Annotated in this window: 5 protein-coding genes; 4 read left to right on the forward strand and 1 reads right to left on the reverse strand. The window is 54.8% G+C overall.

The genetic code is table 11. From position 1 onward, the window contains the following. Positions 1-533: 533 nt before the first annotated feature. Positions 534-1817, reverse strand: coding sequence for an MFS transporter (locus VAE55_RS12625; RefSeq protein WP_322816129.1), 1284 nt, complete (start codon positions 1815-1817; stop codon positions 534-536). A 305-nt stretch (positions 1818-2122) separates the two neighbouring features. Between VAE55_RS12625 and VAE55_RS12630 the strand changes: the two genes are divergently transcribed. The 4 genes from VAE55_RS12630 to VAE55_RS12645 form a co-directional block, all read left to right on the forward strand. After that, positions 2123-2833 carry a DnaD domain protein gene (locus VAE55_RS12630; protein WP_322816130.1) on the forward strand — a complete coding sequence of 237 codons (711 nt, stop codon included), beginning with the start codon at positions 2123-2125 and terminating at the stop codon, positions 2831-2833. 46 nt (positions 2834-2879) lie between these two features. Next, entirely contained in the window at positions 2880-3569 is a 690-nt protein-coding gene (locus VAE55_RS12635) for an ATP-binding protein (RefSeq protein ID WP_012257453.1), read from the forward strand. Positions 3570-3657: 88 nt separating this feature from the next. Beyond that, positions 3658-4587 (forward strand): ornithine carbamoyltransferase, encoded by a 930-nt coding sequence (gene argF, locus VAE55_RS12640; RefSeq protein ID WP_322816132.1) that lies wholly within the window; start codon positions 3658-3660, stop codon positions 4585-4587. Positions 4588-4612: 25 nt separating this feature from the next. Next, positions 4613-6434: tetratricopeptide repeat protein (locus VAE55_RS12645; protein ID WP_322816133.1), on the forward strand; the 1822-nt coding region annotated here is incomplete at its 3' end.

The following is a 6434-nucleotide window of genomic DNA, read 5'->3' on the forward strand; positions in this document are numbered from 1 at the left end:
TCAGGCGGGTTGCGTGGTGCGGAGAGGACGTCATGCCCAATCGATAAGCTTCCACCCTGCGCACCAGCGGCCACGGCGAGCATCAGACGGGTTGGCGGGGATGAGGCTACACGCGGGCGGGACGCCTGCGTCATGGGGAGCCACCACATGTTACATTAGGCATCCTGCTGCCTACCACGTGACTTGTGGGTAATGCATAGCCTCAATATGCAGAGAGGGATATATGATCTAATGCAATGTTTGCCTCATCGAGACGCCCTGATACAGGTCTTTGATCTCCCTTCTCACCTACACGTGAGCGAGGAGAGATCACAAGCCTGCATTTGGGCATCTTGATACATGTTTCACTCACGTATTCTGTCTGCCTCTGAACCGCACAGGGAGCTGCCCGGTGGTATGTTGCCGGCCTGAAACGTCTCCGTAAAATCTCACCACATCTAGGCTGCAACGCTCACAACAAGTTCCCGGCAAGGATGTGATACCGGCCTTGTCTGGTGCCTGCTCACTCGTGATCAATGCTGAGCCGAGGAGAGTTACTCAACCTGCACCATCGTCTCGGTAGAAACGGTGGTAGTAGTCGGCTGTGGTGTCCCGGTAAACCGCTCACGTAACGTACCATACAACACCACCAGCGAAGCTGCCAGCAGACCGGCACCGATCAAATAGGGTGCAGTCTGTCCAACCAGATCGAATAGCATCCCGGCCAGCAACGGCCCGGCTACCATCATCAAACTGTTGTACGACTGCACACCACCCAGGGTCGCGCCTTGCTCCTGGGCTGATACCGACTGTGATACCAGGCTCGTCAGTGATGGGGTAACCATACCGCCACCGAGAGCCACCAGACCAATAGCCGGGAAGAGCATCCATCCAGCGGCTGCCAGACCGGTAGCCGCGAAGCCAATTGCCATCAGAATCAGACCGGCTATCGTCAGGCGGGCTTCACCAAAGCGGGCCACTAGCTTCCTGATCAAAAATCCCTGCACTATGACTGCAATCAGGCCAATAAATGCGAATACAAACGCATTTTGCTGTGGACTGAAACCAAAACGTTCGTCGCTATAGACCGGAAAATTGCTTTGCAGTCCGGCAAAGGCTAGATTGAACAGGACGCTACCAAGAATGAATGGCTGGACACGCCGATCACCAGCGACGGCCAACAACCGCTTGATGGGATTGAGATTACGGATGTGCGACTGAACTCGCTTCTCCGGTGGCAACGATTCAGGCAGACGGAAGAAGCCGAAGGTCGCGTTGGCGAAGCTAAGCGCTGCTGCGAAGAGGGCTGGGGCGTGCAAATTCACATTAGCGAGCAACCCGCCCAGGGCCGGGCCAAGCATAAAGCCAAGACCGAAGGCAGCACCAATCATTCCCAGACCACGAGCACGTTCGTTTGGTGGTGTGACGTCGGCAATATATGCCTGAGCTGTACTGATGCTGGCACCGGTGATTCCGGCTGCGATGCGGGCCAGAAACAACAACCCAATCACCACCTCGACGCCGAGAAACGTTAACTGTTCGGCCAGGGCAAAGACCAAATAGCTCAAGCCGGCACCAACCAGGCTCAGGAGTAACACCGGTCGGCGGCCAAATCGATCACCAAGTGCGCCCAAAACTGGGGCGAAGAGAAATTGCATCAACGCATATGAAGCAGTTAACGCCCCGACAACGAATGCTCGATTTTCAGCTAGCCACGTCCATGTCGATTGTTCAACAATTTTGACATATTCAGGCAGCAACGGTAAGACAATACCGATGCCAAGCAAATCAATGAAGATGGTCAGAAAGATAAAGACAAGCGGCGAGCGTGATTTCATGGTGCCAGTTCCCAATCTATCGAAGTAAATGGCAAGTCAAAAATTTTGCCATGCAAATGATATGACGACTCACAACTTTTGTCAATACTTTGCACAGATTTTGCCATGTTTCTGTGCAGCGGCGAGATATGGTACCATGGATTAAAATATGCTTGATAAGCCGCAGAGCCACCCCGGCTTGTACGATGCCTGGAATCCGCGTTGTACGGACAAAACAGACTCTATTGCGTCATATCAGATGCTTGCATAAGGTGTATCATGGGGAAAGGAACAGATTCACCGGTCGCATCCGGCGGTGAGAAGGTATGACTTTCAGTGGCTTCACAACTGAACGACTAACCGGCATCCCGCCGGAGTTTTTCACCGAGATATTGCCGGCTATCACAAAGCCGAGCGAGATCAAAGTGACACTGCATCTCTTCTACCGCGTCAGCCGCCTGCGTAGCCGACCACGACGGCTCAGTTGGGATGATCTCCTCAATGATGATCTACTCAGGCGCTCGTTGCAGTCGCTTAGTACCCTACGTTCGTTTGAGGAGCTGCTCGATGAAGGACTGACAGCAGCGGTACGTCGGGGCACCGTTTTACATCTGGTAGAGCCACGCGATGGACGGGTACGGAACTGGTATCTCATCAATACACCGGCCAACCGGGCATGGGCAGAACAAGTCGGAGCGAGTGGGTTCGTTCCTCCGGCCGATGAGGCGATTGGCGAGCGACCGGGTCTGATAGAATTGTACGAACAAAATATTGGACTGGTAACACCATTATTACTTGAGGAATTGCGTGAGGCCAGTGCCCGCTATCCCGCCGAATGGCTCGAAGATGCCATTCGCGAGGCAGTACGGGCGAATGTACGTTCGTGGCGTTATATTCAGCGTATGCTGGAGAGGTGGGCCGCCAATGGACGAGAACCTGCGTCGTATCGGACCGGACGACCTATCGATATTGAAAAATATACCAGTGGACAACTCGGACACCTCTTCCGCCGCGGAAGCGACGAGAGCGACCTCTAAAGCGGTGTGTCCAATCTGTCAAGGTGTTGGATACTACACACTGGCTGTGCCGTATGGTGATCCCAATTTTGGTGTTCTAATCACCTGTCGTTGCAAGCAGGCCGAAAAAGAACGCCGACGCTACGAAGAGCTAGAGCGACTCTCAAACCTGGCACCGCTACGTGATAAGACATTTGCCACCTTTGACCGTACCGTACCCGGCGTACAGCGAGCATTTGCCCGTGCCTATGAGTATGCGCAAAACCCCCAGGGCTGGCTGGTGTTGTTTGGTGGTTATGGATGCGGTAAAACCCATCTGGCCGCCGCCATTGCAAACGAAGCGCTCGACCGTCATACGCCGGTGCTTTTTACCGTCGTGCCTGATCTGCTCGACCACCTTCGCTCAACCTTCGGCCCTAATTCTGAGACGGCCTACGATGAACGGTTTGAACTGGTGCGCGATGTACCATTGCTGATCCTTGACGACCTGGGTACCGAAAATACGACCCCCTGGGCACGGGAAAAACTTTACCAGATCATGAACCATCGGTATAATTATGCTCTACCGACGGTGATCACCAGTAATCGTGACCCGAAGGATATCGATCCGCGCATTCTTTCCCGGATGTACGATACCGCTATCTGTCGGGAACGGATTATCATCGAAGCAGGAGATTATCGCCGTCTGAGTCTTGAACAGCGGTATCATTCACGCCGACGCCGGGGCGACAGCTCTCGCGCCAGGACTCAGGAATGAACTGAGTGAAATACACGCTAAGGCGCATACAATCCTGTCGGCGTTTGCCAGACCTGCCTGTGCCTGAATAGAAAGAAAGAATGTTGCCATGACATTACGACATTTTCTCTCCGCAGTCGATCTTAACCGTGCTGAGGCGGAAGCCCTGCTTGATCGGGCCGCAATGCTTAAAGCGGCATGGCGCACCGGCCAGGTCAATGATCGGCCCTTGCTAGGCCAGACACTCGCTCTCGTCTTTGAAAAGCCGTCTCTGCGCACACGGGTCGCCTTTGAAGCCGGTATGACTCAGCTCGGCGGACATCCTTCCTATCTCTCGGCAAATGACATTGACATGGGCGGGCGCGAGAGTGTTCCTGACGTTGCTCGCAATTTAAGTCGCTGGGTGGCAATTATCGCGGCACGGGTGTTCAAACATGCCACGGTTGAGACTCTGGCGCGCTATGCGACGGTACCGGTTATTAATGCTCTCTCGGATCGTGAGCATCCATGTCAGGCTCTGGCCGATATGCTGACGCTCCGTGAACGTTTCGGACGCTTACAGGGTCTCACCCTGGCGTATGTTGGTGATGGAAATAATGTCTGTCATTCGTTGATGTTATTGGGTGCAACGCTGGGTCTCAATCTGCGGATTGGGTGTCCACCCGATTACCGACCGGCACCCGACATTATCGAACTAACGGAACGACTGGCCCAGGAACACGACGCCACGCTTACCATTACAGCTTCTCCGGTTGAAGCGGTTAGCGGAGCCGATGCAGTGTATACTGATGTCTGGGCATCGATGGGGCAGGAGCACGAAGCTGCACGTCGTCGTCCGGTCTTTACACCGTATCAGGTAAACATAGCGCTTATGGCCCATGCGGCACCACACGCACTGGCGATGCACTGCTTACCGGCGCATCGTGGTGAGGAAGTAACGGCTGAGGTTATCGACGGGCCGCAATCTGTCGTATTTGAGCAGGCAGAGAATCGACTCCACGTTCAAAAGGCGCTCATTTTGTTCTTGTTAGGGAAGTAGCGCCGATAGCATGCGGAAAGACGCTATGGCAGGCAACCGGGCAATCTTTGATCGCGCAATGGAGCAGTGTCGGGACGCATCGGCACAAGGTCGTTGGGAAGACTCGTTACGGGCAGCGGTACGGGCATTGCAAGAGTTCCCACAAGACCTCGAAGCACGCACCGCCGCAGCCACCGCACTCTTTCAGACGAACCGGTTTGATAAGGCGTTGCAGGCATTTCGCGATTTGTACGAAACTGACCGCACCAACGCCTTTTTTTTAAGCTATATTGCTCAATGCTATCAGCGGCAAGGTGACGTTGTGGCGGCTGCTGATGCTTATCGAGCGTTAGCCGATCTCCACAGTGCGCAGGGTCGCTCGCTACAGGCTGCCGAGTCATTGCGTGAACTGCTCTCCCTTCAACCGGAACTTGATGATCAACGCCGTCGGTTGGCGCAGCTTTACGAAGACATTGGTGCACTTCCCGAAGCTGCCGATACCCATCTGGAACTGGCTCAGCGTCTGATTGCCCAGGGTGATCTGGCCGCAGCGTTACAAGAGGTCGAATGGGCACTCCGCCTGGTTCCCAATCAACGTGCCGCCCGTGATCTTGCGACCCGGCTGCGTGAACAGCTCGGTACGCAACCGGTGGCATCGGTTGCCATGCGTAGCACGAGTGGATTACGTCCGTCACTCCCAACTGGTGCCCTTCGGGGTTCGGCGTCGCAACCTGAACATCTCATTGCCGAGGCTATGGCATGTCAGCAAGCCGGTAATGAGGATCGGGCTGTAGACCTTTACGAACAGGCACTGCAGGCTGGCCTTGAACGAGCGGATGTGCTCTATTCACTCGGCTTACTCTACCAGTCGCGGGGTAATCTCAAAGCGGCGGTGGGTGTGTTGACCCGTGCAGCCGGCGATCCCGAATATGCACTCTCTGCCCACTTCGCATTGGGACAGGTCTATCGTGACCTTGGGCAATTACCCCAGGCTGCGCAAGAGTTCGAGCTGACGATTAGCCTGGTTGATCTTGAGACTATCGGTAAAGCGGAGGCCGATGATCTCATTGCGATGTACGAGAGTGCGGCAACGGTTTACGAGCAAATTGGTGATCTGGCCCGGGCTTCAACCCTCTACGGCACACTGGCCGATTTTCTGGCAAGTAAGCGGTGGGGGCGTGATCGAGCAGTCGAATTCAAGAATCGGGCAAAAGAGCTGGCCGACCGCAATATGTTCGCCAAGCTACGTACCATTGGGACGGGCGTCTTGCAGCCACAGCCGGCACCGGCTGAACCTGAGCCTCCTGTTCCTGATACGGATACCGGGCGATGGGGCAAGATTCGACCGATTACTGATTTTCTCCGTTCAGGGAGTGTCCCTAACAACGATCAGGCACCAACAGTCGAGCCAGTAGCCATCGAACAGTTGCCACTGCTCGAACGAATGAGTGCACCAACAGCACTGGCAACGCCTGAATTTCCACCACCAACCCCGCTCGATTCCACCGGGCTTGATGAGGTAACAGCCGGCTGGCTCGAACTGAGTGGAACCTATCTCACCCAGGGCTTGCTCGACGCGGCGCTCGATGCATGTCTGGAGGTCATCCATCATAATGTTGAGTATCTCCCAATCCATCTACGGATGGGTGAAATCTACGAACGGCAGGGTCGCCCCGAAGAGGCGCTTGCCAAGTATCAACTTCTGATCGAGACGTACCGTGTGCGTGGTGAGGCAGAAAAAGCGATTGACGTCTACTTTCGCTTTATCGAATTATCGCCCGACACGGTCAATGCGCGCTCGAAACTGGCCGACTTGTTGAGACAAACCGGACGTATTGACGAGGCGGTTGAGCAACTACTTCAGGTAG

The sequence above is a fragment of the Chloroflexus sp. genome (assembly GCF_034432675.1).
Lineage (GTDB): Bacteria > Chloroflexota > Chloroflexia > Chloroflexales > Chloroflexaceae > Chloroflexus.